Origin of the sequence: Cognatiluteimonas sedimenti (genome assembly GCF_022808325.1) — a bacterium.
In the GTDB taxonomy this organism is placed as follows: Bacteria; Pseudomonadota; Gammaproteobacteria; order Xanthomonadales; family Xanthomonadaceae; genus Cognatiluteimonas; species Cognatiluteimonas sedimenti.
Window position 1 is genome coordinate 120,405 of sequence record NZ_JALGCL010000003.1, and the last position, 26,720, is coordinate 147,124.

At 70.5% G+C, this 26,720-nt stretch carries 23 protein-coding genes; 8 read left to right on the forward strand and 15 right to left on the reverse strand.

Annotation, left to right across the window (positions count from 1 at the left end):
* Positions 1-45 precede the first annotated feature (45 nt).
* The 4 genes from MQC88_RS09795 to MQC88_RS09810 form a co-directional block, all read right to left on the reverse strand.
* Positions 46-2,925, reverse strand: a complete 2,880-nt coding sequence (locus tag MQC88_RS09795; RefSeq protein ID WP_243321519.1) for an ATP-binding protein — start codon at positions 2,923-2,925, stop codon at positions 46-48.
* A gap of 9 nt (positions 2,926-2,934) precedes the next feature.
* The gene (locus MQC88_RS09800) at positions 2,935-4,131 is read right to left on the reverse strand and encodes an EAL domain-containing response regulator (protein WP_243321520.1); all 1,197 of its coding nucleotides are present in this window, start codon (positions 4,129-4,131) and stop codon (positions 2,935-2,937) included.
* A gap of 158 nt (positions 4,132-4,289) precedes the next feature.
* Positions 4,290-5,066 (reverse strand): murein L,D-transpeptidase catalytic domain family protein, encoded by a 777-nt coding sequence (locus MQC88_RS09805; protein ID WP_425491618.1) that lies wholly within the window; start codon positions 5,064-5,066, stop codon positions 4,290-4,292.
* A 63-nt stretch (positions 5,067-5,129) separates the two neighbouring features.
* Entirely contained in the window at positions 5,130-6,179 is a 1,050-nt protein-coding gene (locus MQC88_RS09810; RefSeq protein ID WP_243321525.1) for a L,D-transpeptidase family protein, read from the reverse strand.
* Between the two features lie 396 nt (positions 6,180-6,575).
* On the opposite strand from MQC88_RS09810, the gene MQC88_RS09815 reads away from it, so the two are divergent.
* Positions 6,576-9,509, forward strand: a complete 2,934-nt coding sequence (locus MQC88_RS09815; RefSeq protein WP_243321526.1) for a bifunctional diguanylate cyclase/phosphodiesterase — start codon at positions 6,576-6,578, stop codon at positions 9,507-9,509.
* 16 nt (positions 9,510-9,525) lie between these two features.
* On the opposite strand, the gene MQC88_RS09820 is transcribed toward MQC88_RS09815, so the two are convergent.
* Both MQC88_RS09820 and MQC88_RS09825 read right to left on the reverse strand, forming a co-directional pair.
* The gene (locus MQC88_RS09820) at positions 9,526-11,418 is read right to left on the reverse strand and encodes a M61 family metallopeptidase (RefSeq protein ID WP_243321528.1); all 1,893 of its coding nucleotides are present in this window, start codon (positions 11,416-11,418) and stop codon (positions 9,526-9,528) included.
* 83 nt (positions 11,419-11,501) lie between these two features.
* Complete coding sequence (locus MQC88_RS09825) at positions 11,502-13,094, reverse strand: phospholipase D family protein (RefSeq protein ID WP_243321530.1); 1,593 nt, start codon at positions 13,092-13,094, stop codon at positions 11,502-11,504.
* 117 nt (positions 13,095-13,211) lie between these two features.
* Between MQC88_RS09825 and MQC88_RS09830 the strand changes: the two genes are divergently transcribed.
* From MQC88_RS09830 to MQC88_RS09840, 3 genes are all read left to right on the forward strand, one after another.
* Entirely contained in the window at positions 13,212-13,520 is a 309-nt protein-coding gene (locus tag MQC88_RS09830; protein WP_243321533.1) for an I78 family peptidase inhibitor, read from the forward strand.
* 73 nt (positions 13,521-13,593) lie between these two features.
* Positions 13,594-14,067: a guanyl-specific ribonuclease gene (locus MQC88_RS09835; protein WP_243321535.1), complete on the forward strand. Its 474-nt coding sequence runs from the start codon at positions 13,594-13,596 to the stop codon at positions 14,065-14,067.
* Entirely contained in the window at positions 14,064-14,507 is a 444-nt protein-coding gene (locus MQC88_RS09840; protein ID WP_243321536.1) for a barstar family protein, read from the forward strand. Before MQC88_RS09835 ends, MQC88_RS09840 begins: the two co-directional genes overlap by 4 nt.
* Before the next feature lie 159 nt (positions 14,508-14,666).
* On the opposite strand, the gene MQC88_RS09845 is transcribed toward MQC88_RS09840, so the two are convergent.
* Entirely contained in the window at positions 14,667-14,900 is a 234-nt protein-coding gene (locus MQC88_RS09845) for a hypothetical protein (protein WP_243321538.1), read from the reverse strand.
* 75 nt (positions 14,901-14,975) lie between these two features.
* On the reverse strand, positions 14,976-16,049 hold the full coding sequence (locus MQC88_RS09850; protein WP_243321539.1) for a DNA topoisomerase IB: 1,074 nt from the start codon (positions 16,047-16,049) through the stop codon (positions 14,976-14,978).
* A gap of 112 nt (positions 16,050-16,161) precedes the next feature.
* On the opposite strand from MQC88_RS09850, the gene MQC88_RS09855 reads away from it, so the two are divergent.
* Positions 16,162-17,205 carry a magnesium transporter CorA family protein gene (locus tag MQC88_RS09855; RefSeq protein ID WP_243321541.1) on the forward strand — a complete coding sequence of 348 codons (1,044 nt, stop codon included), beginning with the start codon at positions 16,162-16,164 and terminating at the stop codon, positions 17,203-17,205.
* 58 nt (positions 17,206-17,263) lie between these two features.
* Here MQC88_RS09855 and MQC88_RS09860 read toward each other — a convergent pair whose 3' ends face one another.
* The 5 genes from MQC88_RS09860 to MQC88_RS09880 all read right to left on the reverse strand — a co-directional run bounded on the left by MQC88_RS09860 (position 17,264) and on the right by MQC88_RS09880 (position 21,452).
* Complete coding sequence (locus MQC88_RS09860) at positions 17,264-18,523, reverse strand: TCR/Tet family MFS transporter (protein WP_243321542.1); 1,260 nt, start codon at positions 18,521-18,523, stop codon at positions 17,264-17,266.
* A gap of 78 nt (positions 18,524-18,601) precedes the next feature.
* Positions 18,602-19,558, reverse strand: coding sequence for an NAD(P)/FAD-dependent oxidoreductase (locus MQC88_RS09865; RefSeq protein ID WP_243321544.1), 957 nt, complete (start codon positions 19,556-19,558; stop codon positions 18,602-18,604).
* The gene (gene folE / locus MQC88_RS09870) at positions 19,539-20,150 is read right to left on the reverse strand and encodes a GTP cyclohydrolase I FolE (protein ID WP_243321546.1); all 612 of its coding nucleotides are present in this window, start codon (positions 20,148-20,150) and stop codon (positions 19,539-19,541) included. Before folE ends, MQC88_RS09865 begins: the two co-directional genes overlap by 20 nt.
* 93 nt (positions 20,151-20,243) lie before the next feature.
* Entirely contained in the window at positions 20,244-20,717 is a 474-nt protein-coding gene (locus MQC88_RS09875; RefSeq protein WP_243321548.1) for a hypothetical protein, read from the reverse strand.
* 276 nt (positions 20,718-20,993) lie between these two features.
* Entirely contained in the window at positions 20,994-21,452 is a 459-nt protein-coding gene (locus MQC88_RS09880) for a hypothetical protein (RefSeq protein WP_243321550.1), read from the reverse strand.
* Positions 21,453-21,697: 245 nt separating this feature from the next.
* Here MQC88_RS09880 and MQC88_RS09885 point away from each other — a divergent pair, with 245 nt between their 5' ends.
* On the forward strand, positions 21,698-22,096 hold the full coding sequence (locus MQC88_RS09885) for a nuclear transport factor 2 family protein (RefSeq protein WP_243321551.1): 399 nt from the start codon (positions 21,698-21,700) through the stop codon (positions 22,094-22,096).
* A gap of 106 nt (positions 22,097-22,202) precedes the next feature.
* A complete protein-coding gene (locus MQC88_RS09890; protein ID WP_243321554.1) occupies positions 22,203-22,973 on the forward strand; it encodes an SDR family oxidoreductase in 771 nt (256 codons plus the stop codon).
* Positions 22,974-23,009: 36 nt separating this feature from the next.
* Here the strand turns inward: MQC88_RS09890 and MQC88_RS09895 are convergent, their stop codons facing one another.
* Positions 23,010-23,558, reverse strand: coding sequence for a YdeI/OmpD-associated family protein (locus tag MQC88_RS09895; protein WP_243321556.1), 549 nt, complete (start codon positions 23,556-23,558; stop codon positions 23,010-23,012).
* A 152-nt stretch (positions 23,559-23,710) separates the two neighbouring features.
* Between MQC88_RS09895 and MQC88_RS09900 the strand changes: the two genes are divergently transcribed.
* On the forward strand, positions 23,711-25,801 hold the full coding sequence (locus MQC88_RS09900) for an alkaline phosphatase D family protein (protein WP_243321558.1): 2,091 nt from the start codon (positions 23,711-23,713) through the stop codon (positions 25,799-25,801).
* A 65-nt stretch (positions 25,802-25,866) separates the two neighbouring features.
* On the opposite strand, the gene MQC88_RS09905 is transcribed toward MQC88_RS09900, so the two are convergent.
* Complete coding sequence (locus tag MQC88_RS09905; protein WP_243321560.1) at positions 25,867-26,703, reverse strand: macro domain-containing protein; 837 nt, start codon at positions 26,701-26,703, stop codon at positions 25,867-25,869.
* Between the last annotated feature and the right edge of the window lie 17 nt (positions 26,704-26,720).

The following is a 26,720-nucleotide window of genomic DNA, read 5'->3' on the forward strand; positions in this document are numbered from 1 at the left end:
TGGGCCGCAATCCTCGTCAGCCGGCCGTGCATGCTGCGTGCATGCTCAGTGCGGGTAGCGCTCGTCCACGTGGCGCCGCAGGCGTTCGGCGGCGGTCGCCAGGTCGGCGGCCAGCGGCAGGATCGCCGGCCATTCCTCGCCGCGGCCGCTGGCTTCCAGCTGGCCGGCGGTTTCGGCCAGTTCGACCGCGCCGACCATGCGCGCCGCGCCCTTGATCTTGTGCGCCTGGCGGGTCAGCGCGGGCAGGTCGCCGGCGGCGCGCGCGGCATCGAGTTCGGCCAGGTCCTGCACGGTGCTGGCGAGGAAGTCGTCGAGCAGTTCGCGCGCAATCGCGGGGTCGCCCCCGGTCAGCGCGTCGAGCGTGACCGGGTCCAGCGCGGGCGGGTGCGCCAGTTGCGGCAACGGCATGGCGATCGGCGCGACGTCGCCGGCGGCGGCCGGGATCGTATGCGGCAGCCACCGCTGCAACGCCGCCGTCAGCGCCGGGATGCCGACCGGCTTGGCCAGGTAGTCGTCCATGCCCGCGGCCAGGCATCGCTCGGCCTCGCCCTTCAGCGCCGACGCCGTCAACGCCACGATCGGGGTGCGCGGCAGCCCGCGCAGCGCTTCCTCGGCGCGGATCGCGTGCGCCAGGCCGTAGCCATCGAGCCGCGGCATGTGCACGTCCGATAGCAGCAGCGCGTAGCGGCCGCTGCGCCATTTCTCCAGGCCCGCCGCGCCGTCCTCGGCGGCTTCGCTGGCGTAGCCGGCCAGCGCCAGCTGGCGCGCGATCACCAGGCGGTTGGTGGGATGGTCATCGACCAGCAGCACCAGGCTGCGTTCGCGTTCGGCCTCCTCGACCGCGGGCAGGCTGCGCGCGGTGAAGCCGGCGGCGGCCGCCGCCGAGACCGGCTCCGGCGCGACCTCGGACAGCGGCGCGCGCGGCAACGCCACCAGCAGCCGCATCGTCGTGCCCAGGCCCGGCACGCTTTCCATGCTGACCTCGCCGCCCATCAGCTCGGCCAGCCGGCGGCAGATCGCCAGCCCCAGGCCGGTACCGCCATAGCGCCGGGTGGTGTCGCCCTCGGCCTGCGCGAACGGCTGGAACAGGCGCGCCTGCGCTTCGGCGCTGACGCCGATGCCGGTGTCGGTGACGCGGAAGCAGAGCAGGTCGCGGCCGGCGTCGGGATCGCCGCGCGGATCGCCGCCGCGCCACTCCAGCACCGCCTGGACCACGCCGGCCTCGGTGAACTTGATCGCGTTGGACAGGAAGTTGCCGAGGATCTGCCGCAGGCGCAGCGCATCGGCGTAATGCGCCGGCGGCACGCGCTCGTCCACGCTGCAGGTCAGGGTCAGGCCCTTGCTCGACGCCGAGCCGCTGAAGTTGGCTACCGCGCCGTGGATCACCCGCGACAGGCTGGTCGCGGCCGGCTGCAGCTCCAGCCGGCCGGCTTCGATCTTGGAGAAGTCGAGGATGTCGCCGATGATCTGCAGCAACGATTGCGCCGAGGACTGGATCACGTTGAGCGCGCGCCGCTGGTCGGCGTCGAGCGCGGTGTGCGCCAGCACCTCGACCATGCCGGTGACGCCGATCATCGGCGTGCGGATCTCGTGGCTCATCGCCGCCAGGAACGCGCTCTTGGCGTGGTTGGCCTCCTTGGCGCGCGCCTCGCTGTCGCGCAGCGCGCGTTCCAGTCGCTTGAGCGCCGACAGGTCCGCGGCCACCAGCAGCATGCCTTCGAGGCCGCCGGCCTCGTCGCGCATCGCCGACAGCGCCAGCAGCACCGGCAGGGCGCGGCCGCGCCGGTGCTGCAGCGACATCTCGCGCGGCGCCTGCTTGCGCGCGGCCAGCTGCCGCAGCGCGCTCCAGTCGGCCGGCAGTTCACGCCCCTGCTGCCTGCCCAGCGACTGCGCCAGCGCCTGCAGGGACTCCGGCTCGAACAGCACGTCCAGCCGCCGCTTGCCCAGCAGCTCGGCCGCCGACCAGCCCAGCAGCTGCTCGGCGAAGGGATTGACCAGGGTGAACACGCCGTCGGCATCGACCGCGACGATCGCGGTCTGCGCCGCGTCCAGCAGCGAGCGCTGGAACGCCTCGCGCTGGCCCAGCGCTTCGCGCACCTGCTCGTTGCGCACCAGCTGGTCGGTGAGCTCGTTCTCGAAGCGCAGCACGTCCCCGCGCATGTCCAGGAACGCGTCCATCACCTCGCCCAGTTCGCCGCGCGGACGTTCGTCCGGCTCGGCCACGTAGTCGTGCTCGCGCATGCGTTGCGCCAGCCAGGTCAGGCTTTCGACCCCGCGATAGGCGTTGCGCAGGATCCGGCGCCCGGCCAGCGCCGCCACCAGCAACGCCAGCAGCGACAGGCCGATGCGCAGCGCGCTGGTGCGATAGCCGCGCACCACGTCGGCGCGGACCGTGCCCTGCGCCGCGACCATCGCCAGGTCGCTGAGCCGCTGCAGCCGGGTGCTGACCGGGTCGATCGCCGGGTACAGGTCGTTGTCGGCGAACTGGCCCAGGCCATGGATGTCGCGCCGCACCAGGATCGCGCGCAGGTCGAGCAGGGCGCGGTCCGCGCGCAGCCGCGCCTGCGCGGTCTCGGTGAACAAGCGCTGCTGCGCCGGCGCCCTCGGCATCCGTTCCAGCTCGCGCCAGCTGCGATCGATGTCGGCATGGGCACGGTCCAGGGTCGCCAGCCCCTGCGGCCAGTCGATCAGGTAGTTGCGGACCTTGAAGGTGGTGTCGACTACGCCGAGGCTGTAGCCGTCGGCCACCGCCTTGAGCGCGCGCAGCCGCCCCAGCGATTGGTCGCGCAGCGAATGCAGCGATTGCCGCGCGCGGTACTGCGCGATCTCGTCGATCACCAGCACGGTGGCGCCGGTCAGCAGCAGCAGGCCGAACAGCGCCAGCAACTGGCGGCGGATGCTCGGGTTCCCCTGCCGCAGGCGCACGGCCGCGGCTCAGTATTCCGGGCGCCGCCAGCGCGCGACCACCGCGGCCAGTTCCTCGCCCGGCGCCGGCTTGGCGATCAGGTAGCCCTGGGCCATGCCGCAGCCCAGCTCTGCCAGCATCTGCCAGTCCTCGACGGTCTCCACGCCCTCGGCGACCACTTCCAGCTGCAGCTTGCGCGCCAGCTCGAGGCTGGCTTCGATCACCGCGCGCTTGCGCGGATCGGTGTGCGCGCCGGAGACGAAGCCCTGGTCGATCTTGAGTTCGGTGAACGGGATCTGCGACAACTGCGACAACGACGAATAGCCGGTGCCGAAGTCGTCGATCGACAGGCCGAAGCCCTTCAGCCGCAACCGCGCCAGCACCCCGAGCCCGCGCGCGGCATCGGCCATCAGCGAGCTCTCGGTCACCTCCAGCACCACCTCGCGCGGGTCCACGCCGTGGTCCTGCACGATCTGCTGGTAGTGGTCGGCGGCGGCCGGGTCGGCCAGTGTCGACGCCGACACGTTGACCGACACGTGCAGGCGCAGGCCCTGGTCGTCCCAGCGCCGCTTCCACTGGCAGGCCTGCTCCAGCATCAGGTCGGTCAAGCGCGGCGCCAGCCCTTCGCGCTCGAGCAGCGGCACGAACTGCAGCGGCCGCACGATGTGGCCGTCGCTGCGGCGCCAGCGCGCCAGCGCCTCGACCGACACCACCTTGCCGTTGCCGAACTCGACCTGCGGCTGGAACCATGGCAGCAGCTGGCCGTTGAGCAACGCGGCGCGCATGTCCTCGAGGCTGGCTTCGGCCGGTTCGTCGTCGTCTTCGTCCTGCAGCCGCACCTTGTAGGAAGCGAGCACGCCCTGCAGCTTGTCGACCGTCAACGGCTTCTCGACGCTGCCCAGCACGTGCAGCCCGTAGGCACGGGCCATGGTCTGCACGGTGTTGAGCAGCGCCGGGTCGAGCGCGCTGACCAGCGCGACGCCGCGCGCCAGCCGCAGCTGGGCGACGTGGCCGATGAATTCGATCCCGTCCATGCCGGGCATGTCCAGGTCCACCAGCACCACGTCCGGCGGCTCCGACAGGCGCTGCAGGAGTTCCAGCGCGGCGATGCCGTCGGCGGCTTCCTGCACGGTTTCGATGCCGAGCTCGGCCAGCAGGCGCAGGGCCATGCGGCGCTGGAAGCCGTGGTCCTCGACCACCAGGATCTTCAGTGCAGACAAGGTCACCGCATCTCCCCTGATGGATGCGCGTCGCGAACGCCGAGCCTACTCCAGCCGGGGTGCGCCGCGAAAGCGCGACGGGTGGATGGCGCCGGCGCGGAATTGCCAGGGCGCGCCGCGGCTGCAGGGCACCTGCCGCATGCGCGTCGGCCAAGCCTCGTTCGCTAGCGCGCTGCCACCTGCAGGCCGCCGCCGCCACGGCGCGCACTGGCCAGGATCTCGCGCGCGTTGCGTCCGCTGCAGCCGAACCAGCGCGAGCCCGACAGCCAGTCGGCTTCGTCGGCGTAGGCGAACAGCAACTGGCCGCCCTTGAGCGTGTCGATCACCGCGTGCGCCACCTGCGGCCGCAGCGCCGGGCACCCCCAGCTGCGGCCGAGCCGGCCCTGGCGCCGGGCCTGCACCGGATCCACGTACGACGCGCCGTGCATCACGATCAGGCGCTGGCGGGCGTTGTCGTTGAAACCCGGATCCAGCCCGTCCATGCGCAGCGAGTAACCGTTGCCGCCGACGTAGGTGTCGGCGGTGGCGAACAGGCCCAGGCTGGTCTGGTGGCTGCCGTCGCGGTTGGAGAAGGCGGTGGCGAAATTCTCGCCACTGCCACTGCCGTGGGCGACATGCTCGTCGTACAGCAACCGCCCGCGCTCGAGGTCGAAGACCCACAGCCGCGGCTGGGTCGAAGGCCGGGTGTAGTCGATCACCGCCAGCCGCGAGCCGTCGGCGACGTCACCGGCGGCCATTGCGCAGCTGCGTGCCTCCAGCGCCAGCGCCAGCACCCCGCGGTCGGCGTCGGGCGCCAGCCGCGACAGCTGTTCGAGCACGACGGCTTTGCGATCGGCCGCGGGCGGCACCGGCGTGGCCGTGGGCGGCGCGATGGCAGCGGCCGCCGGCGCGGCGGCGGGCGCGGGCTGAGGACGGGGCTCGGGCGCGGCGCAGCCGGCGATTGCGCCCGCAGCCAGCAAGGTCAAGGCGAGGTGAAAACGCGACATTGCCGCAGGATAGCGGCATCAGTCCCCGGCTGGCTGAACCGATGTCGCAGGTTCGGCTTCCAGCACCGTGATGTCATCGCCAGCGGCGGCCTGCGCGGACGGGTTCAGGCCCAGGGAATCGCCGGTGACCACCAGCGTGGCGCCGGGCGCGAGCGCGTCGTACAGCGCGGCGGCGAAGGCCGGCGGGAGCTGCAGCTTGCCCGCGCGCACCGCGGCCACCACGGCATCGGCCGGTGCACCCGAGGCGGTCGCCTCCATCCAGCGTCGCGCCGGGCGGTCCGGGGCGACGCTGCTGGCGCCGGTGCCATCGCCCTCCAGCAGCACCCAGGCGCGGGTGCCGCTGTAGGCGGGGCCCTGCCACTGCACCGGCGCGCGCCCGATTTCCACGCCCTGGCGCAGCACCGCCAGTTCGCCGTCGCCCAGGCTCAGCACCACGGTCAGCGGCCCGGCCGGCGCCAGCTCCGGCTGCCAGCGGTAGGCCCCCGTCGCCATCGCCGCCGCCACCGGGCGCGGCTGCCCGGTGCCCGGGGCCACCGGTGCGAACCAGCCCGGATAGGTCACTGCCGGCATGTGCGACGTGGCATCGGCGATCACCACGGTCATCCCGCGCGCGGTGGTGGCGAACAGCAGTTCGGAGAAGCGGTATGGCAGGCGCACGCACCCGTGCGAGGCCGGATAACCGGGCAGCTTGCCGGCATGCAGCGCGATGCCGTCCCAGGTCAGCCGCTGCATGAACGGCATCGGCGCAGCGTCGTAGAGGTTGGAGTAGTGCTCGCGGCGCTTTTCCAGGATGGTGAACACGCCGGTCGGGGTCTCGTGCCCCGGCATCCCGGTGCTCACCGTCGACACGCCGATGCGCACGCCGTTGCGGTACACGTGCGCCAGTTGTTCGGGCAGGCTGACCACCACCACCACCGGTCCGCTCGGTGCCAGTTCCGGCGTCCACAGGTATTGGCCCGGCGCCAGCACCGGTTCGGCGGCCGCCGCCGGCAGCGTCGCGGCGAGCAGCAGCAGGCACGCGGCGCCGCGGACCCGCTGGACCAGCGCGGCAAGGCTCGCAGTCGTCATGGCTGCAGTCTGCGCCGGACACGGCGCTGCGGCCATGACCCGGGTCAACCGCAGCCACGGATGCAACGGACAGCGTGCGCCGGTAGCCGCCGCGCAGGGCGGCGTGCGCCGCGCGGGCCCCGGCAACGCGTGCGGGCAAGCAAGAGCCACAAGCGCGGCTCGCAGGCTCGACGGCGGCACCTGCGTGCGCGCCCGCGTCGTCGGCTACGCGCGCCTTCCATCGCCTCCACGCCACGGCGGTTTCACGACGACGCGCGCGCAAGGAGAAAATGTGCGCACGGTCGCATTATCCGATGCCGGTGCCGCCACCATTGCGGGATGGTCCGGTGAGGGCGCGGCGGCGACGACGCATGTGCTATACCCGGCCTGCATCGACTTGGAGGCCCAAGGCCACGCATGCAGTCTTTGACGGACCGCGCCCCAGGGACGGACACCGGAAATCCGCTGGCCTGGCTGTGGGCACTGTCGGAGGCGGACAGCGCCCGCGAAGTCGCCAGGCAGGTGGTGCAGATCGCCTCGACGCTGCCGGACTGCACGCATGCCCAGGTGGCCTGGCGGCTGGACGCGAAAACAGCGCCGGACTGCGAGCCCGCGCAGCCGATCGATGCCCCCGACCTTGAGATGCTGCAGGCCGCCGCCGCCGAAGGCAGCGCATGGCGTGACGACCGCCGCCGCGCCGCGTTCGCCTTCGCCGACCGCGCTGGTGCGCCCGTCCTGCTGCTGGCGTTCGCGCAGCCGCAGCCAGGAGCCGGGCTTCCGCTGTCGTTCATCGACATGCTGCGGATCGCCGATCGCCACATGTGGCGGCAACTGGCGCTGGCCGGCCTGCTGGATACGGTCGCCGGGCTGGAGCACGCCGAGAGGTTGCAGCGCGCGCTGTTCGCGATCGCCGACCTCGCAGGGTCCGACCGCGACATGCCGGAGATGCTCCGCGGGGTCCACCGCATCATCGCTTCGCTGATGTATGCGGAAAACTTCTACATCGTGCTGCACGACGCCGAACGCGCCAGCATCCGCTTCCTGTACTTCGCCGACGTCGAGGACACCACGCCGCGCGACCCGGCGCGCGAGATTCCGCTGGCCTCGCGCGAGCACACCCTGACCTGGTACCTGATCCGCGACGGCGTGGCGCTCATGGGCCGCACCGAGGAACTGCGCCGCCAGGTCTCCGGCCCGCTGGCGGTGATCGGGCCGGACAGCCACGACTGGCTCGGGGTCCCAATGTTGCGCGACGGCAAGGTGTTCGGCGCGCTGGTGGTGCAGAGCTACATCGACGAAGTCCGCTACAGCGACAAGGACATGGCCCTGCTCGAGTTCGTCGGCAGCCACATCCTGACGGCGCTGGAGCGCAAGCAGGGGCAAGCCGCGCTCGAGGAGTCGGTGCGCCTGCGGACGCAGGAGCTGGCCGAAGCCAACCGCGGCCTGCAACTGGAGATCGTCGAAAGGCAGCGCGCCGAGCGGCTCCAGGCCGCGCTGTTCCGGATCGCCCAGCTCGCCACCGCCGACATCAGCCAGGACGAGTTCTACCGCCAGGTCCATGCGGTGGTGGGGACCTTGCTGGATGCGCGCAACTTCTTCATCGCGCTGCTCAGCGAGGATCACCAGACGCTCGCGTTTCCGTACGCGGTCGACGAGAGCAACGAGGTCCGCGGCAGCCGGCCGGTAGGCCGCGGCTTGAGCGAGTACGTGCTCGCGCACGGCAAGGGGATTTTCCAGACCGACGACATCCTGGTGCTGGCCGACCAGGGCCACATCGACCTGGACATGGTCGGCGAGCTCGCCCGCTGCTGGCTGGGCGTGCCGCTGCAGGCCGGCGACGAGGTCATCGGGCTGGTGGTCGTGCAGAGCTACTCCGAGGAAGACCGCTACACGCCCGCGGACGAGGAACTGCTGACGTTCGTCGCCTCGCAGATCGCCAACAGCCTCAGCCGCCGCCGCGCCGCGCTGATCCAGCAGCAGGCGCTCGCCCAGCTCGAGTTGCGGGTGCAGGAGCGCACCGGCGAGCTGCGGCGCGAGATCCAGGAGCGCGAGCGCGTCCAGGAGCAGCTCAAGCACCAGGTGATGCACGACGCGCTGACCGGCCTGCCCAACCGCGGCTACCTCCGGGAACGGCTGGAGCGCGTGCTGAACCTGCTCAAGCGCGATGCGCGGCGACAATGCGCGTTGCTGTACCTGGACATCGATCGCTTCAAGGTGATCAACGACAGCCTCGGCCACCTGGCCGGCGACGACTACCTCAGGGAGATCGCGCAACGCCTGCTGACCTGCGTGCGCGAGCCGGACCTGGTCGCGCGCCTGTCGGGCGACGAATTCGCGATCCTGCTCGAGCAGGTGCCGCTGCCCGGCACCGCCGTGCGCGTCGCCCAGCGCGTCCTGGAAGCCCTCGCCCGGCCGCTGCTGATCGCCGGCAGGGAGCTGGAGCCCTCGGCCAGCATCGGCATCGCCATCGCCGACAGCGGCTACGAGCTCGCTGACGCGCTGCTGCACGACGCCGACGTCGCGCTGTACCGCGCCAAGGCGCTGGGCCGCAAGCGTTTCGAACTGTTCGATGCGTCGCTGCAGAAGCGTGCCGTGGACGTGCTGACGATGGAGCGCGAGCTGCGCATCGCGCTGCACGAGAACCAGTTCGTGCCGCATTTCCAGCCAATCGTGCGGCTGGACACCAACCAGGTGCAGGGCTACGAGGCGTTGATCCGCTGGAACCACCCGGAACGCGGGCTGATCGGGCCCGGCGAATTCCTGCAGGTCGCCGAGGAAAGCAGCAACATCGAGGCGATCGACTGGTGGATGTTCGAGCACAGCAGCGCATTGGCCGCGCGGCATTTCAGCGACGATCGCTATCTCGCGCTCAATGTCTCGGCGCTGCATTTCCGCCGCGAGGATTTCTGCGGGCGCCTGCTCGACACGCTGCGCCGCACCGGGCTGCCGCCCTCGCGGTTGGTGATCGAGGTCACGGAAGGTTCGTTGCTGGACGATCCCGAAGGCGTACGCGACATCCTGGCCACCCTGCGCCGGGACGGCATCGGCGCGGCGCTGGACGATTTCGGCACCGGCTATTCCTCGCTCAGCTACCTGCACACGTTTCCGTTGCGGGTGGTCAAGATCGACCGCAGTTTCGTCGCCCGCCTGGGCGAGCCGGGCAGCGGCAACAGCGACGCGGTGGTCGGCTCGATCCTGGCGCTGGCCAGCGCACTGGGGGTGGAGCCGGTGGCCGAGGGGATCGAGACCGAGGCGCAACGCGACCGGCTGCTGGCGATGGGCTGCCGGTTCGGACAGGGTTACCTGCTGGGCCGCCCGGCCCCGCTCGGCGACCCGCCAACGGCCGGCTGAGGTCGCCGCGCGCCGCCTACCTGCGCGGCGCGAGGATCTCCGCCAGGCGATCGGGCCTGCCCTTGATCCGCTCCAGGTGTGGATAGCGCAGGCCGCCGCGGTAGTCGATGGCGACGGTGCGGTAGCGGTCGAACTCCTTGACCATCAACTGGATCGGCGCCTTGCCGTCCTTCGCCGCCTTGACCGCGTCCTCGAGCAGATCGCCGCTGTACTCCTGGCCGTTGACCGCCACGACCGTGGTGCCGCTGCCCAGGCCCGCGTTGAATGCCGGGCTGTCCCAGCGCACGTCGCCGATCTTGCCGTCCTTGTCCAGCGACAGGCCCAGCGAGTACACGAAGTCGGCGCCGCCGCGGTCGCCGCGCGCGCCCTTGGCGTAGGCGTTGGGCTCGTCCTTGTAGACCAGCTTCCAGCCGCTGGCCTCGAGGCCGCCGGTGAGGCCGACCTTGCCGTCCATGCGCTCGCGCAGGAACGTCGCCCAGTCGTACGGCATCACGCCATCGAGCGTGGCGACCACGTCGTCGAAGGTGTAGGTGTCCTGCACCTTCCACTCACCATCGTTGACCCCGAAGAACGCCTTGGCGAAATCGTCCAGAGACTTCCTGACACCGGTCTGGTTGCGGATCAGCGCGTCGGCTTCCAGCCACATCATCTGCCCGGCCGAGTAGTAGTCCTCGCTCATCTGGTAGTTGCGGTAGGCGCGTGGCGCGCGCGAAGCGATGATCGGGTCGTTGGTGGTGTCCTGCACGCTGCGCCAGGCCAGGCCAGGGCGGTTGTCGGCATAGGTCGCCGCGACCAGCGCCAGCGCGTCGCGCGCGGCCTCCTGCGGGCGCATGCCACTGCGCGCGGCCAGCACGTTGCCCCAGTACTGGGTCTGGCCCTCGTAGACCCACAGCAACGAGTCCTGCATCGGCACGTTGAAGTTCGGCGTCCACAGGTCGGCCGGGCGCCGGTACTTGCCGTTCCAGGAGTGGGTGTACTCGTGCGCCAGCAGGTCGGTGAAGCCGACCTTCTCCTTCCAGTCGGTGAAGTAGCCGGTATCGACGCCGTTCTCGCTGGAACGCTGGTGCTCCAGGCCGTTGCCGCCCATCTTGCCGGACAGCGAGAACAGCAGGTCGTAGTGGTCGTAGTGTTGCGCGCCGAAGAGCTTGAGCGCCTGCGCCACCATCGCCTTGTGCTGCTGCACCTGTTCGGGCTTGGTCTCCAGGTACTTCGGCGCATCGGCAATGATGCTCAGGCGCACCGGCACCTTGCCGCCCGGCGGGGTCAGGTCGATCTGTCTCGCGTGGCGCCCCGCGTACACCGGCGAGTCGGCGAGGATGTCCAGCGGCACGTCCTGGTAATCGACGGTATTGCCGGTGGTGCCTTCGACATCGAGCGCGGTATAGGCGGTCCACCCGGCCGGGTAGGTGACGCGGGGGTCGAAGCGGATCTGGTGGCCGTAGTGCCCGGCCGGATACAGCAGGGTCGAGATCCACTGCAGGTTGAGCATCTCCGGCGTCATCACGATGCGGCCCTGCGAGCGGTCGGTCGCGGTCAGGAAGTCGAACTGCGCGGTGATCGACTGCACGCCCTCGGGCACGGTCAGGTGGAAGGCATGCACGTCGAGCGTGTCGCGCTTCCACGCCAGCTCCTGGCCATTGGCGATGAAGGTGATGCCGGCGACCTTGTCGATCGCGCCGCGCGGCGAATGCCCGCCCGGGATCCACTCCGGATACAGCAGGGTCAGCTCGCCGGCCTGCACCGGAATGGTTTCCTTCACCCGGAAGATGCGCTGCGCCAGGTTGGTGGCATCGACCTCGACCTTGATCGTGCCCGGCGCGTAGGGCGTGTCCTGCGGCGGCGGGACTTCGGCGTGGAGGCTGCCGGCGACGGCGAGCGAAAGGGCGGCAAGGACGAGGCGGCGCGACATGGCAACTCCAGGGAACGGACCGGGACAACCCTTCCATCCTAGCGGCGCGTGCCGCGACCGCCCCTGCCAAAAGCCATGCGGCGCTACAGCTGCGACTCGATCGGCAACCATCCCAGCACCCGCGCCAGCGCGCGGCGCGCGAGGCTGGCGTCGGGTTCGCTGGCCAGCATCCGCGGCGGCGAGGCCGCGCGGTCGAGCCAGCGCACCCGGCCGTCGCTGTCCAGGAACACCCAGTAGCTGTGCGCGGGCGACGCCAGGCGCAGGTATTCGGCGCGCACTTCGGCCGCCAGCGCCGGATCCTCGAACCACACGCCCATCTCGGTGTTGAGGTAGGCCGAGCGCGGATCCAGGTTGAACGAGCCGATGAAACCGCGGGCGTCGTCCAGCACCAGCGCCTTGGTGTGCAGGCTGGCGCCGCTGCGGCCCAGCGCGCCGGCCAGCTCCGGCGCGCCGCGCAACCGGATCTCGTACAGCGACACCCCGTCGCGCAGCAGCGGCACGCGATAGCCGGCATAACCGCTGTGCACCGCCGGCACGTCGTTGGCCGCCAGCGAGTTGGTGACCACGCCGACGCTGGCGCCGCGGCGCACGACCCCGGCCAGGCCCTGCTCGCCGGTGCCGCCGGGCACGAAATAGGGCGAGATCAGCAGCGCCTTGTGCCGCACCGCGCCCAGCTCCCGCGACAGCCGCGTCACCAGCCAGTCGCCGCGGTCGTCGTGGTCCCGTTTCAGCGGCGGATCCGACACCACCTGCAGGCGGCTGCTCCAGTGCGGCTTCAGCGCACCCTGCAGGTAGTGGCGGACGTTGCGCGAGGCGGCCACGCGCGCCAGGTAGGGCGCGGCGCGTGCCTGCATCGCGGCCGCGTCGGTCGCGGACACGAACGCATCCAGCTGCTCCGGCTCGATGCTGTTGAGCGCGGCGATCGGCACCGCCGCCGCGCTGTTCCAGAACCGGTCGAAGATGGCGCTGGCCGACGCCACTTCCGGCCCCATCAGCAGCAGGTCCAGGTCGCGGAAGTTGAAGTCGTCGGCCGCGGCGAAATATTCCTGGCCGATGTTGCGCCCGCCGATGATCGCCACCCGCCCGTCGGCGATCCAGGCCTTGTTGTGCATGCGGTGGTTGACGCTGAAGACCCGATGCACCAGTTCGATCCCGCGGCTGAAGCCGTCGCGGTTGCGGAACGGGTTGTACAGGCGCAGCTCGATGTTGCGATGCGCGTCCAGCGCCATCAGCTGCGGATCGAGCCCGGCGGCGTTCATGTCGTCGAGCAGGATCCGCACCCGCACGCCGCGCTCGGCCGCGGCATGGACCTCGCGCGCCAGCAGCCGCCCGGTGAAGTCGTCGTGCCAGATGTAGTACTGCAGGTCCAGGCTGCGGCCGGCCTTGCGCGCACTCATGGCACGGGCGGCGAAGGCGTCCAGGCCGTCGGCGAGCAGCAGGGCCCCGCTCTGGCCCGGGTGCGCGGCAAGGATCGGGGCCAGTTCGCGATCGATCGCGGTCTGCGCCGGCTGCAGCGGCAACGCGTGGCCCGGCGCACCGCTGGCCCGGGGCGCGAGGTAGTCGTTGAACAGCAGGCCGCTGCCGGCCAGGACCAGCAGCGATGCGACCGCCACCACGAGGCCGCGGAGGATGCGCTGGCGCGGCGTTGCGTCCGCGGTGGCGGCGACGGGTCCCATGTGGCCCCGATGGTGCCACAGCGGGTTCACCCGGACTTGCCCGTGGCGGCGGCATGCTGTCGCCTCCGCGTGCGCGCATGCGCCGCGCCCGACATTCCCGCCACCGGAGAGCCTGCCATGACCCAGCGATTGCCCGTCGTTTCCCTGTTGCTGTTCGCGCTGCCGTTGGCGGCCTGCGCGCCGATGCCGCCCCGGACCGGCGGACCGCTGCCGCCGGCTTCGTTCCAGTGCGTGGCCGAGCCGGCGGCCTGGGCGATCGGCCAGGCGGCAACCGCCGAGGTGGTCGAGCGCATCCGCGTCGACACCCACAGCCGCACGGCACGCGTGCTGCGTCCGGGCCAGGTGGTGACGATGGAGTACAGCGCCGAGCGCGTGAACGTCAACGTCAACGAGCGCGACACGATCATCGGCATCACCTGCGGCTGATCGCTCCCGTCCGCACGCCCGCGCGCGGGCGTGTTCCGGCTAGACTCCGGCGACCTGCAGGGGAAGGGGCCGCATGCGCCGATACGCTTGGATGGTGGTGGTGCTGGCGGCGCTGGCACTGTGGGCATGGCAGCAACGCACGCCGGCGGTGGCGCCGTCGCCGTCGGCCACGCGGCAACCCGCCGCGCAACCGTCGGTATCGCCGCCTCGTGCCGCGCACGGCGACGCGGCCGGCCAGGCGGAGCGCTGGCCGCCGTGGTTGCCGGCCGACGCGATCGCGACGGTGCAGCTGATCGAGCGTGGCGGGCCCTTCCCCTACCGCCAGGACGGCGCAGTGTTCCAGAACCGCGAGCGCCTGTTGCCGCGACAACCGCGCGGCTACTACCGCGAGTACACCGTCGCGGCGCCCGGCGCCCGCGACCGCGGCGCGCGCCGCATCGTCGGCGGCGGCGGCATGCCGGGCACCAGCCCGCCGGTCGAGTACTACTACAGCGCCGACCACTACCGCAGCTTCCGTCGCTTCCTGCCGGCGGGGGGGCCGCCATGACCGATTTCCCGGTCGAGATGCGCGCGCTGCTGGCCGATGCCAGCCAGTGCGGGATGTACTTCGTGGACGCGCGCGACCGCGATGCGTTGGCGACGGCGGCCAGGTCGCTGGATTTCGCGCAGGCGACGATCGACTTCGACGGCTGCCGCGACCGCGACGACGCGTTGGCGCGCCTGGCCGCGGCGCTGGCGTTCCCGGACTGGTTCGGCGGGAACTGGGACGCGCTGGCGGACTGCCTGTCGGACCTGTCGTGGTGGCCGGCCGACGGCTACCTGCTGCTGCTGGAACACGTCGACGACTGGCGCGCCGCCGCACCCGCGGATTTCGACACGCTGATGGACATCGCCAACGACGCCGCCGCCGGCTGGGCGCGGTTGCGCAAGCCGTTCTGGGTGCTGATGCCCTTGCCGGCCGCCGCCCTGGCGACGATGGCGGATTAGGACCACTTCCGCCGTGGGAGCGGCTTCAGCCGCGAGCTTGTCCCCGATCGCCGGCTCCAAGGCAAAGAACTCGCGGCTGAAGCCGCTCCCACCGGCCGATGGGCCGGGCGCTGTTCGCGGCTGAAGCCGCTCCCGGAGGCCGATGGGCCGAGCCCACGCTCAGGCGCGATCGTCGATGCCGATCACGCCGGCTTCCTTGGCGCAATGCGCGCAGCAATAGAAGACGCCCGCGTGCTCGCTGCCGTGGCCGATGATCCGGCAACCACAGTGCGCGCAGGTCGGCGCCAGCGCGTGGATCGCGCACTCGAACGAATCGAAGGTGCCCGAATCGTCGTACGTGGTGACCGTGAACGCCTTGTCGTAATCGTTGCCGCAGACGTCGCACTTGGGCATGGCCGGATCCTCGATGCGGGCGTTCGAGTGTCGCCATGCCCGGGTCGGCGCCGCGTGTAGGCCGCCGCCGCGGATTCAGCGGCCGCGCGCCTGCCCGCGGTGCGCGGCGCGCAGGAACCGCAGCGCCGCCGCTTCCCACTGGCGCTCGCCGCGGCAGTGCGTGGCCACGCGCGCCACGCGCCCGTCGCGCCAGCCGGCGAACACCGCCGGGTCGATGTAGGCCTTGCGGCACACCGCCGGCGTGTTGCCGAGCGCGTGCGCGACTTCCTTGACGATCGCGTTCTCCAGCGACGCCAGCGCGCGCTCGCCGGCCACGGTGCCATCGGCCTTGTACGGCAGGGTGGTCCGCGCCAGCCGCTGGAACGCGGCGAGGGTGCCACCCCAGGTGCGGAAATCCTTGGCGGTGAAGTCGCTGCCCATCGCCTCGCGCAGGTAGTCGTTGACCTGGCCCGAGTCGACCGGCGCGATCGCGCCGTCGTCGTCGCGGTACTGGAACAGCGCCTGCCCCGGCAGCTGCTGCACGCGCCGGAGCAGGCGCGTGAGCCGCGCATCGTCCAGCACCACGTCGTGCTCCTGCCCGCCCTTGCCACGGAAGCGGAATCGCGCGCGCCCGCCGCTGACGAAGGCGACATGGCGGTTGCGCAGCGTGGTCAATCCGTAGGAACGGTTGCTGGCCGCATACGCCGCGTTGCCGATCCGCACCAGGGTTTCGGCCATCACCGCCACCACGATCGCCAGCACCTTCTGCCGCGGGTAGCTCGGCAGCGCCAGGTCGCGGCGCAGCACCCGGCGCAGGTGCGGCAAGGCCTTGCCGAACGCGACCACGCGATCGAACTTGCCGTCGCCGCGCAGTCGCTGCCACTCCGGGTGGTAGCGGTACTGCTTGCGCCCGCGCGCGTCGCGGCCGGTCGCCTGCAGGTGCCCGCGCGCGTTCGCGCAGATCCAGACGTCGCGATAGGCCGGCGGCACCGCGAGCCGGCGAATGCGCTCCAGGGTGGCCGCGTCGCGCACGGTCGCCCCCTTCGCATCGAGGTAACGGAAGCCCTTGCCGGCGCGGCGGCGCCGCAGGCCCGGGTCGCGGTCGCTGACATAGCGCAGGCCGGCGTCGGCAGCGGCGCGCTGGGCCTGCTCGGGAGGGTGCGGCGGCATGGATCCGAGCATCCCGGCGCAGCCGTCAACGCGGCGCAACGATTCACCCGGCGTTCGCGGCCCGCGTCGATGATGCACTCCCCACCTGGCCGGCGCGGCGGACGCCACGGACATGCCTGCAGCAGACACGGCAACGCAAGTCCCCGACACCAGCGAGCACGCGGACGGCGCCGCGCGCCTGCGCGCGGTGCTGTTCGACGCCGACCACGACGACCGCACGCTGCAGGAAGCGGAAGTGGATCCCGGCGCGCTCGGCGATCGCCAGCTGCTGTGGCTGGACGTCGAGCAGGCCGGCGAGCAGCCGGCCACCGCGCTGGTGGCGAGGCTGGCGCAACGGCTGGGCCTGGGCGACGCCGCGCTGGCGGCGCTGCACGCCTTCGACGGCCACGCCCGGGTGCAGAACTTCGGCGACTGGTTCGTGGCCCAGGCGATCGTGGTCGAGCACGAAGGCCAGCTCAAGTTCAACGGCCGCGGGCTGGCGATCGTCGCCGGCCACAACTTCGTGCTGACCGTGCATCGGGGGCCGCTGGAATTCATGGACCAGCTGCGCAACCGCGAGCACGCCGACACCCGGCTGGGCATGCTCAGCGCGGAAAGCTTCACCGCAGCGCTGCTGGACTGGCAGCTGGTGAGCTATTTCGACGCGGTGTCGGATTTCGAGGCCGCGGTCGACCGGCTGGAGGTCGGGATCCTCGCCAGCCGCCGCAACCCGGAATGCCTGCCCGACCTGGCGGCACTGCGTCGCGGCGCCTCGCGCCTGCGGCGGATGCTGGCGCCGCACCGCAACCTGTTCAGTGCGCTGGCGCGACCGGATTTCCGGCCCGACGCCGAGGGGGACGCGAATGCGCATTTCATCGCCCTGGACGACCGCTTTGCGCGGGCGATGGACGCGGTCGAGAACGCGCGCGACCTGGTGGTCGGCAGCTTCGAACTGTTCACCACCCGCACCGCGCAGCACACCAACGACACCATGCGCGTGCTGACCGTGGTCACGGTGCTGCTGGGCACGCTGGCCGTGGTCGCCGGGATGCTGGGGATGAACTTCCCGGCGCCGTTCTTCGACAGCGGCGCGCGCGGTTTCTGGATCGCGGTCGGCGGCATGGTCGCGCTCACCGCGGCGATCCTGTTGCTCGCGCGCTGGCGGCGCTGGCTGTGAGCGCGCCGGGCGCGGGGTTTGCCCGACGCGCGGCGCGTGGTGCGGCCGCGCAGCGCGCTCAGGCGGTATCCGCGTGCGCGCGCACGGCAGCCACCACCGGCGCGCGCGCGTAGCGCCAGGCGATCGTGATCGCCACGCCCAGCAACAGCGCGGCGATCAGGAACGGCGCGCCCGGCAGGTGCAGTGGCGAGCGCGGGTCGATGAAAAAGCCGAAGCTGCCGGCGAAGATCCCCGGGCCGATGATCCCGGCCATCGACACCAGGCTCATCAGCGCGCCCTGGATCCGGCCCTGCACGTCGCTGCCGACCTGGCGCGTGATCAGCGCCTGCGTCGATGGCGCCGCCAGCCCCCAGATCGCGCTGATCGGGATCCCGACCAGGAACATCCAGCCGACGTCGGCGAAGCCGTAGATGCCGAAGCCCAGCAGCCCGCACGACAGTCCCAGCAACAGCGCGCGGCGCTCGCCCAGCGCAGCCACCACCCTGCCGACCACGCCGGCCTGCACGATCACGCTGCACACCCCGACCGCGGCCAGCACCCAGCCGACCTCGCGCGGGCCCCAGCCGTACCGGTAGTCGGCGAACAGCACGAAGATGCTCGGGTACACGTAGTGCGCGAGGTTGGCGATGAATACCACCGCCGCCAGCCCGAACACCTGCGGGTAGCGCTTGAGCAGCCCGATCGACCCCAGCGGGTTGGCATGCGACCAGTCGAACTTCGCGGCGCGCTTTTCCGGCGGCAGCGATTCGGGCAGCACCAACAGCCCGTAGCAGAAGTTGAGCAGCGCCAGCCCGGCGGCGAACCAGAACGGCAGCCGCAGGTGCACGTCGCCGAGCCAGCCGCCCAGCAGCGGGCCGACGATGAAACCCAGCCCGAACGCGGCGCCGAGCATGCCGTAGCTGCCGGCGCGCTTTTCCGGCGGCGTGACGTCGGCGACGTAGGCGTTGGCGGTGGTGAAGCTGGCCGAGGTGATGCCGGAGATGACGCGGCCCACCAGCAGCCACGGCAGCGTGCTTGCCAGCGCCATGAACACGAAGTCCAGCCCCAGCCCCAGGCACGACAGCAGGATCACCGGGCGCCGCCCGAAGCGGTCGGACAAGGCCCCCTGCACCGGCGAGGAGAAGAACTGGATCGCCGCGAACACGGTGCCGAACACGCCGATCCAGTACGCCGCGTGGGCGGTGTCGCCGCCGACGAAGCCTTCGATCAGGTGCGGCAGCACCGGGATGATCAGGCCGAACGACAGCACGTCGATCAGCACGGTGACGAAGATGAAGGCGAGCGCGGCGCGGCGCGCGCGCGGGGCGGGTTCGGTCACGGCGGGGGCGGGTGGCGGAGCGGGCGCGCAGTCTAGCGCGAGGCCGGGTTGCGGATGGGATCCGACCCGGCCCGCGCCTCAGGACATTTCGCGGAAGTTGTGCGGCAGGCGGTTGTGGATCGCGGTCGCGGCGATCGCCGCGTGCCCGACGGCGACGCTGATCTGGTTGAGGGCGCTGACGACGTCGCCGATCGCGTACAGGCCGTCGACGCTGGTCTGCTGCTTCTCGTCGACCAGCAGCTCGCCGTTGTCGTCCACCCGCGCGCCGAGCGCGGTGGCGAGCGTGGCTTGCGCGTCGCCGCCCAGCACCGGGTACACAGTGTCGAATTCGCGCGTTTCGATGCCGCCGCTGCCCTCCGGCCACGCCACCAGGCAGCGCGCCGCATCGTGCCGCAGGTGCGCGGGCCGCGGCAGCACCTCGACCCGCGCACGCGCGGCCAGCGCCAGCGCCGCCGGGTCGGCCGTGGCGTCATCGCTGGCGATCGCGGTCACGCGGCGCGAGAACGTGCGCAGGAACACCGCGTGGCTGATCGCTTCGGCGATGGGCCCGTAGACGGCGATGCGCTCGTCGCTGGCCTCGTAGCCGTCGCAGACCGCGCACAGGCGCACCACGCCGGCGGCAATGGCCTGTTCGATGTCGGCGATCGGCGGCAGGCGGTCGACGATGCCGGTGGCCAGCAGCACATGGCGTGCGCGCCAGCGCGCGCCCGAGGCGGAACCGGCGATGAAATCCGCGCCGTCGCGCCGCAGCGACGTGATCGTGTCCTCGACGATGCGCGCGCCGTAGTTGGTCGCCTGTTCGTGAAGCTTCCGCAGCAGCGCAGGTCCCGCGACGCCGAACGGGAAGCCCGGGCAGTTGTGGCTGGTCGGGATCCAGCGGGCGCGGCTGCGGCCGGCGTCGACCACCACGACGTCGCGGTGGAAGCGCGCGAAATAGGTCGCCGCGGTCAGCCCGGCCGGGCCGGCGCCGACGACCAGGCAGTCCAGCCGGCCATCGGCCGCGGCCGCGGTTGCGTCAGCGGCCGGGACCGACATCGATGAACTGCAGGAACTCCGCGCGCGTGCGCGCGTCCTCGCGGAAGCTGCCGAGCATCTTCGAGGTGATCATGCTGACGCCGCGCTTGTGCACGCCGCGGGTGGTCATGCATTCGTGCGCGCCCTCGATCACCACGCCCACGCCCAGCGGCTGCAGCGCGCGTTCGATGCAGTTGGCGATCTGCGCGGTCATTTTCTCCTGCACCTGGAAGCGCTTGGCGTAGGCATCGACCACGCGCGCCAGCTTGCTGATGCCCACGACCTTGCCGTTGGGCAGGTAGCCGACGTGCGCCTTGCCGATGATCGGCGCCATGTGGTGCTCGCAGTGGCTTTCGAACTCGATGTCGCGCAGCACGATCATCTCGTCGTAGCCGCAGACCTCCTTGAAGGTGCGCGCCAGGTATTCGTCGGGATCGAGCTGGTAGCCGCTGAACCAGTCGCGGTAGGCCTTGGCCACGCGCTTGGGGGTGTCGAGCAGGCCCTCGCGGGCCGGGTCCTCGCCAGCCCAGCGCAGCAGCACGCGGACCGCGTCCTCGGCCTGGTCGCGGCTGACGTCGTTGGCGGGGGAGGCGGGCGGCTGGGGGTCGCTCATCGGTGGGGATCCGGCGCGGGGACAGGCGCGCATCCTACTGCAGCGCCTGCATGGGCACGGCCCGGCATGTGCAAAGGCCGGCCGCGGGCTGCGTCAGCGCGCCGCGGCGGGAGTGCGCGGTTCCCGGTCGGCGGCATCCTGCAGCGACTGCCAGGCGTGCGCGACCGCCGGCCGCGCCTGCTGCCACTGCAGCCGCGAGCCGAAGCGGGCCGCGGCTTCCCAGCCGCCCTGCAGCTGCGACTCGACCGCCTCCAGCGCCGTGCCGCGGTGCGTGGACCAGGTGTCCAGGCCGTAACGGTAGGCGGGGGCGTAGTCGTGCCAGTCGTGGCCGTCGATGTAGTACGGCATGGTCTTGAAGATCTGCTGGAAATGGCCGAGGTCCTGGCGCGGATCGGCGGCCTCGGACGCGCGGTTGCCGTAGACCGCGCCGAGCGCGCCGCCGGCCGCCGCACCCACCGCGACGCCGGCCGGGCCCGCCACCACCGCACCGATCGCCGCGCCAGCGGCGCCCCCGGCGAGCGCGGCGCTGCCGGCGCCCAGGACATGGTTCTTCTTCAGCGTGCTCATCGCGAAACTCCCGCCTGGCTCGGTGCGGCTTCGACGCTACGGGCGCTGGCGTTCAGTGCGGGTGAACACGCAAGAGCGGGCAGCTGCCGACCACTGCGCTGGTTGCGGACAAGACGAGGCGGGCTGCCTTGTGCAGCCCGCCTCCGGGTTGCCGCTAGGCGCGGCGAGGCTCTTCGGGCCGCGGACCAGTGGTCCGCAAGCGGCCCTCATCGGTCCGGCCGCCGCTAGACGCGGCGGCGCTCTTCGGGCCGCGGACCAGTGGTCCGCAAGCGGCCCTCATCGCCCATCGCGGTCGGCGTCGCCGGGCATGGCGCGTTCGATGTGGTGCCAGCCGTCGCGCACCGCATCGCGGGCTTCGGCCCAGGCCAGGCGCGAGCGCGCGCGGCTGTTGTCCCAGTCGCGTTCCAGCTGCGTCTCCACGTCCTCGAAGCGCTGGCCTTGGTACTGGCCGTAGGTGTCGTAGCCGTACTTGTACGCCGGCTCGTAGTCACTCCAGTCGCGGCCGCTGGAGTAGTACGACGCGTTCTTGTAATTGGAGTGGAAATAGTCGTTGTATTCGGTCGGATTGACCGCTTCGGCGACCGAGCCGCCGGCCTTGGCGCCAAGCGCGCCGCCGGCAACCGCGCCGACCACCGTACCGACCGGGCCCGCGGCCGATCCGACCGCCGCGCCGGTCACCGCGCCGGCAACCGCGCCGGTGCCTTCGCCAATGCTGTGGTCCTTCTTGGTGCTCATCGTGTCCTCTCCTGTCGTGGGGGTGCCGCACGTGCGTCGGCAGCCCCATCGTCGCCAATGCCGGATATGCGGGCGGTGAAGCGCGCGCGCGTTCAGCTCTCACGCGCAACAAACAATCCGCATGCCGCCATGCATGCATTCACCGAGGGCAATGCGGCGTGCAGGCACGACGCCGGCCATCGTTCATCGGCGCATGACCGTTGCGCAGCGACAATGGCCGCCCCCACGCCTCGAGGAAACCGGCCATGGCACAGTCCGCGCAGCGCACCGAAATCGAGCGCCTCGAGCGCGCCTTCTGGCAATCGCTGGTGGATCGCGACGCCGGCACCGCCAAGGGCCTGCTCGCGCCCCAGGCGCTGATGGTGAGCAGCCACGGGACCCTGCGGTTCGATCCCGCGCAGTACGAGAAGATGCTGCTGGATCCGAAGCACGGCCTGCTCGAGTACACGCTGTCGGACATGGACGTGATGTTTCCGAGCGACGACATCGCCATCGCCACCTACCGCGCGCACCAGAAGATGGAGATGGACGGCCAGTCGCTGGAGCAGGACGTGGTGGACTCGTCCACCTGGGTGCGGGTGGACGGCGGCTGGAAGTGCGCCGCCCACACCGAGAGCGAATCGCGGGGGCAAACCCCGCGGTAGTCCCGTGCGGCAGCACGGGCGCCGATCGTGCTGAACTCGGCGGCGTTCCTGGCGGACAATGCGAACGCGGACCCGGCCCCTGTCGCCCCGGGCCAGGGAGCGCGCCATGACCGAGCCCGTCACTGCCGTTGCGATCGTCACCGGCGCGAGCCGCGGCATCGGCAAGGCCATCGCGACGCGGCTGGCGGGCGACGGCTACAGCGTCGTCGCGGTGGCGCGCTCGGAGGCGGCGCTGCAGGCACTCGTCGCGTCGCTGCCGATGCCTTCGCTCGCGCTGCCCTTGGACCTCGCCGGTCCCGATGCCGCGCGCCAGGTCGTCGAAGCCGCGCGCCAGCGCTTCGGCCGCATCGACGTGCTCGTCAACAACGCCGGGGCCACGCCGCGCGGCGAGTTCCTGGCGTTCGGCGACGACGACTGGCAGCGCGGCTTCGCGCTCAAGTTCTTCGGCGCGACCCGGCTGTGCCGCGCTGCCTGGCCGGCGCTGGTGGAATCCGGCGGCCGGATCGTCAACATCGCTGGCATCGGCGGCCGAACCGGCAGCGCCGAGTTCACCATCGGCGGCAGCGTCAACGCCGCGCTGCTCAACCTGACCAAGGCCCTGGCCGACCGCGGCATCCGCGACGGCGTGCGCGTCAACGCGGTCAATCCGAGTTCGATCGCGACCGAGCGCACGCGCGTGCGCATCGAGGCGCTGGCGGCGGAACGCGGGATCACCGCCGACGAGGCCGCCGGCGAACTGGCGCGCCAGCTGCGCGTCGCGCGCTTCGGCACGCCGGAGGAGGTCGCGCAGGTGGTCGCCTTCCTGGTGTCCGACGCCGCCAGCTACATGCAGGGCGCGATCGTCGACGTCGACGGCGGGCAGACGCGCACGCTGTGATCCCGTAGCGCCGACCCACGGTCGGCTCCGGGAGCGCTACTCCGCCGCTTCCGGCGCGCTGAAGTTCTTGCCGGCGATGCCGGAGCGGTCGAAGCAGCACACGCGCTTCTTGCCATGCTCCAGCATGTCCATCATCGCGGCCAGGCGCTTGCCGCGCGTCTCGGCCTTCTTGCCCTGCGTCATCCACGCGATCCAGTCACGCCGCGCCACCGTGGTGCTCGCATCCCATGTCGCCTTCGCGGCGGGGTGCGCCTTGAGGGCGTCGCGCAGTTCCTTCGGAACGGGCGACTCGAGCTGCTGTTCGGACGGGCGGATTTCGAGCGTCACCATGTCGCCGGCTTCGACGCCCGCGGCTTCGCGCAGCTTGTCCGGCACCTTGAGCCAGTGGCTGCCCTGGCCGTCGGGCTCGAGCGTGGCCGCGAACGGCGCGTCGCCGAGCGTGCCCTCGACGGAGGTCATCGCCCGCGTCGGCAACTTCGTGCTCGCGGCCTGCGGCAGGACCAGGAAGGTCCAGGTCGCGTTCCTGGGCTCCGCGGGTCGATGGAGCTTGGCTTCGAACCGGATCGGCGTGGCTTGCTTCGGCATGGAAGGAGTATCGCCCAGGCGCCCGGGCGCCTGCATCCATCGCTGGCCTGCCGCCGCCCCTGCGCATCGGCCGCGGGACTTCCGGCACGTACCGCAGCCCGCGGGCAGGTCTAGCGTGCGACGGATCGCCAATGCGTCCGGGGGGGGCCGCCATGCCGACACTCGACCGCCGCCAGTTCCTGAAACTGGCGGCCGCCATGGGCGCGACGCTCGCGTGGAGTTGCTCCACGCTACGGCCCTCCGCGAGCGGCTGGCGCGAACGCCGCGAGTTGTACCCGCACGGCGTCGCTTCCGGCGATCCGGACGCGAACAGCGTGCTGCTGTGGACGCGGCGCCCCTACGACGACGGCCGCGAGAAGGCCACGCTTCTGGTCGAGGTCGCCGAGGATCCCGGGTTCATGCGCGTCATCGCGACGACGGCCGCACCGGTGCTCGCGGCGTCCGACTGGACCTGCCGCGTGCTCGTCGCCGACCTGCCGGCGGCCGGCGAGTTCTGGTACCGCTTCGTCGACGAGGCAGGCAACGGCAGCCGCATCGGCCGCACGCTGACCGCGCCCGCGCCGGATGATCCGCGGCCGGCGAAGTTCGCCTTCGTCAGTTGCCAGAGCGCGCCCGAGGGCGCGATGAACGCGTACCGCCGCATGATCTGGGAGGACGAGCGCGCCGCGCCCGACGAACGCCTCGGCTTCGTGCTGCACCTGGGCGACTTCGTGTACGAGGTAATCCAGACGCCGGACCAGGTCAAGGACGGGCATCGCTACGACCGCAAGATCACGTTCCCGGTCTCGTACAAGCACGGCCGCAAGGTCGCCAACGACCGCTTCACCGTGCCCGGCTCGCTCGACGACTACCGCGCGCTGTACAAGGGCTACCTCGTCGATCCCGACCTGCAGGACGCGCGCGCGCGCTGGCCGTTCGTCTGCATCTGGGACAACCACGAGTTCTCGTGGCTGGCGTGGCAGTCGATCATGTCGTTCCCCGGCGAAGGCGAGATGCCCGGGCAGAAGCTCAAGGTGGCGGCGAACCAGGCGTGGTTCGAATACCAGCCGATGCGGGTGACCGCGCCGGGCAAGCCGCTGGACCGCTTCGATGCGCCGGTCGTGGCCGACGTCGCGGTGACCGAGTTCGACGACGCCGGCCTCGGCCTCGAACCGAACAACCTCGCCGCGATCGAAAGCCTGATCGTGTACCGCGCGCTGCGCTGGGGCCGGCACATCGACCTGATCCTCACCGACCAGCGCGCCTTCCGCGGCAAGGACTACTCGAACGACGAGAAGCTCGGCGCGCTGTTCGAAGGCGTGCCGTATCCCTTCTTCCCCGAGGCGCTGTCGATGCAGGTGGACAGCGGCCGCGAGTACGCCGGTGGCCATCCGCCGGCGGAGATCGTGTTCGGCGCGAAGTCCATTCCCAATTACCGCATCGACGGCCCGCCGCAATCGATGCTCGGCGCCAAGCAGAAGGCCTGGTTCCTCGAGCGCCTGCGCAACGCCACCGCGACCTGGAAGATCTGGGGCACCTCGCTGGGCACGCACGACCAGCGCGTCGACCCGCAGAACCTGCCGGAAGGGTTCGTGCCGAAGGACTGGCCGAAGTGGACCGACGGCTACGCCGTGCAGAGCAACGGCGACTGGGGCGGCTGCTACCACGAGCGCGGCGAGATCTTCGACACCGTTCGCGACCACGGCATCACCGGCTTCGCCATCCTCGCCGGCGACCTCCACAGCTTCTGGGCCGGCTACGCCGCGAAGTCGCTGCCGCCGCATGGCAAGTTCGAGCCCGTCGGCGTGTCATTCGTCGGCGGCTCGATCACCTCCCCCGGCGGGCAGGAAGCGCAGGAGCACGGCAACAAGAAGAACCCGCTGCGCAAGCTGTTCATCGCAGATCGTGAGGACGGCTCGATGGAGCCCACGATGAACCTGCTGCTCAACCACGGCGTGCGCTCCGCGCTGGAGTACGCCGAGAGCGGCGACCTGACCGCCGCGCATGCCGTAAGCAACCCCGAGCTGGCGCCGCACCTGGACTTCGTGGACCTGGGCGGGCATGGCTACGGCGTCGTGAGCGTCGACGCGAACCGGATGGTCACCGACTTCGTGTGCATCCCGCGCCCGATCGAGCGGGCCGCGACGCCGGACGGCGGGCCGCTGCGCTATCGCGTGCGACACGATGTATCGCTGTGGAGCGCCGGCGAGCGCCCCCAAATGCGCCAACTTCTGCTGGAGGGCGACGCAAGCCTATCGACATAAAGCGTTTTCTCCACATCGCGAGGAAATCGCATCTAGCTGCCGCGCCCCAACTGTCTCAAGCCAAACTAAACCCCATTCTTAGCTGACTTGATGTCCAACAGGTTGATCTTATCGATCTTGTCCTCGTGGATTACGATGGTCAGTTTCGCCGGATACTTAAACCTCATCTCGCTGATACGGAAAGTCCACAACATAATTTTCAGCAAGTCTTCGTCACTTATGTTTTTGTGACCTTTAATACGCGTAATACCGGAGCCAAAAATCGGGGCGGAAACGCTCTTTTGCGCGTAAACGTTATTTACCTTATCCCAGAATGTAATTAAGAAATCCAAGTACTCCGGCATTGTGAGTGATGCACGGTTATTTGCATCAAACCTTGAGAATGCGGTCAATAAGAAGTCCTTGTATACGCAGATCGTCCCGATCTTGTATCTGCGTCTTTTCCCGCTAACTCGACCGACTTCTTCTCCCAATATTTCATCTCGGGAGAAGTCATAACGGTCTATGTAGCTGTCCAGCCCCGCAACCGGGATATCCAGATAGTTGTTGATAAACACGCCATTGAGCGACGCATCACTGATCATTTGATTGTCAACTGCGGTGTCGAAGTACTCATTGAAGGCGATCGCTTTAAAACCTGGCTGATCAAAAATATCGCCGGTCTTAATGGTAACTTCGCTCCCTTCAACGTTGATATTGATTCGATTTAAATTGCTCGACCACAGCCACAACAACAGGTAAGAAATGATCAGTGCGGCCAAAAAAGTCCAGCCGAAGAAAATCTTTAAATTGCTCGGTATATCGACGAATAAGACCACCAAAGAAAGCCCGGCACTGATCGCCGACGTAATTTCCAAAAATTTCTTAATTACGCGGCTGTCAAATAATTTTACCTTCGCCATTCAAGTCCCCTTCGATT